This window comes from Massilia sp. CFBP 13721 (assembly GCF_014842025.1).
GTDB lineage: Bacteria > Pseudomonadota > Gammaproteobacteria > Burkholderiales > Burkholderiaceae_D > Telluria.
Map to the genome: position 1 here is coordinate 1 of NZ_JACYUY010000055.1, position 2,216 is coordinate 2,216.

At 41.9% G+C, this 2,216-nt stretch carries 3 protein-coding genes; all 3 read left to right on the forward strand.

The window, feature by feature from the left end; translation table 11 throughout:
- A partial coding sequence (locus tag IFT60_RS26115; RefSeq protein WP_192057015.1) for a hypothetical protein occupies nucleotides 1-187 on the forward strand: 187 nt, incomplete at its 5' end.
- 124 nt (nucleotides 188-311) lie between these two features.
- Complete coding sequence (locus tag IFT60_RS26120) at nucleotides 312-923, forward strand: hypothetical protein (RefSeq protein WP_192057016.1); 612 nt, start codon at nucleotides 312-314, stop codon at nucleotides 921-923.
- 35 nt (nucleotides 924-958) lie between these two features.
- Nucleotides 959-2,011 (forward strand): DUF262 domain-containing protein, encoded by a 1,053-nt coding sequence (locus IFT60_RS26125; RefSeq protein ID WP_192057017.1) that lies wholly within the window; start codon nucleotides 959-961, stop codon nucleotides 2,009-2,011.
- Nucleotides 2,012-2,216: the final 205 nt, after the last annotated feature.

Below are 2,216 nucleotides of genomic sequence, written 5' to 3' on the forward strand. Positions count from 1 at the left end.
CCTCGACCTGGTGGCATCGGTCGAACTGTCGCCCCAGTCCGACCTGCTCAGTTCGGCCGACGAAAAGCGCATGTTCGTCAGCTGCCTGGCGCACGACAAGACGGTGATCGCCACCGTGCACTTCGATAGCGTCGAAGATGCGCACGCGTGGATCGAGAAAAATTTGAACGTAAAATTAGCATTCTAAGTTCAAATTTTGCATCTATTAAACGTTGATTAAATGAACAGCAATTAGGATTGGTATTTATTCCTAAATTCATTGTGTTCTAAAATCGTTTGCTATCAATAATAGTCTTACAACAACACTACACATGACGGTGACGGCTAATAGATCGCAACAACGACAAGAACTCGCTAAGCGCGTAGAGGAGTTCAAAATAGCGCTTCAGACGCTTGGTGCGCAACGTGTTTACGAAGATTTCATTCTTCCTCCAGATATATCACTGCTGGGGGGGAATGAGAAAATGCTCCGAGAACTTATTGCCAATAATTTTGGTGTTGCTGAAACAGAAGTTATCGTTGTTGGGTCAGCAAAGCTTGGCTTTAGTCCCAAGCCTGGTCAGTATTTTAAGTATTTTAGTAGCAAATCAGACATTGATGTTGCAATTATTTCAGATTCCCTTTTTTCTAGAATTTGGGAAGAAGTGTTTTTGATGGAGCAAGCTAGGGAGTATTATGACTTTGCCGAATTTCGGCATTATCATTACAGTGGCTGGGTTCGTCCAGATAAAATGCCGTCAAGCTCTAACTATACGACATGTAAGAAATGGTGGGAATTTTTTAATAACCTGTCTTCGATGGAAGAATTCGGTAGATTAAAAATCCGAGGTGGTCTTTATTATAATGACTTTTTTCTTCGGCAGTATCAAATTTCAGGTCTTTTAGGGTTGCAAGAACATCTTCAATCAAGCGGATTAAAATGAAAACATCGGCGACGAACCGTAGGGTACATCAATTAATGACTGCGATTACAGAGCAGAAGTTAAACCCGCGTCCAGATTTCCAGCGAAGGATGGTTTGGACCAATGAAGATAAACTTAACTTCTTATTCACTGTAGTTCATGGTTATCCATTCCCTGAAATTTATGTTTGTGCTGGGAGCCTTAATCCAGACACCGGTGCAGCTACGGAATATTTAGTGGATGGTCAGCAGCGTGTAACTACACTATACCAATATTTTAAGGGGTTGCCTGACCTTCGACTTGGAAAAGGATTGCTCCCATATTCTAAACTTACTAATGAAGAAAAAGAAGCGTTTCTAGAGTATGAAGTCGTTGTCCGCGATCTCGGCAAGCTTCCAATTGAAGAAATTAGGCGAATTTTTGAGATAATTAATTCTGCGAATTATGCGCTTAATTCTATCGAAGTGAAGAATGCACGCTACGCCGGCGCGTTCAAGAAATTCTGTGAAGGTGTAGCTGAACGACAGGAATTTCGGGATTGGAAAATTTTTAAACTTAGTGATGTTCGACGGATGCAGGACTTGAGATATTGTTTAGTTCTCGTGGCTACATTTTTGTCGACTTACTTTAATCGCGACGACGAAATTCAAGATTTTCTAGAGCGGTATAATGAATCGTTTGAGGCTGGCGAAAGCTTATCAATAGAAATTGATGGCACATTTGAATTTATAAGAAGTCTTACATTGCCGCCTACTTCGCGTGCGTTCAGAAAGACCGATATATTTTCTCTATTGGTTGAAGTGCACCGCGCTCTTTATAAAAGAAAAGTGAAGTTGGATAAAGTTCGGGCTGCTGATCGTCTGTTAAAATTTTTTGCTGAAGTTGATGCGGTTGCGAACGGTTTTAGAAGCGAATCAAATGAGTTTGCAGAGATGTACTATAAGTCTACAGTAAGGGCTGCTATTGACCGAGGAAATAGGTTCCGTCGAGGAGAGATACTTCAAAGTATTTTGGATGCGGATTATGCTCCGCAGTTAAAATTTTTTGTGCCTTCCGAGAGTGAAAACGAATTTGAAAAAGCAGAAGAGCTAGGCGAGGGTGACTACTGAATTTAACATTGGGGACATTATTTAACGTGCGCTGCCAATGAGTTGAACAACGTTTACTTGCAGGTTAAGAGAAGTTAAGGATTGAATTAAAAGGAAATCCGTGAGCCGTTTTATCCGCATCGACAAAGAAAACAACCCGAAGAAGGCCGTGCTGCTGAACCTCGACCTGGTGGCATCGGTCGAACTGTCGCCCCAGTCCGACCTG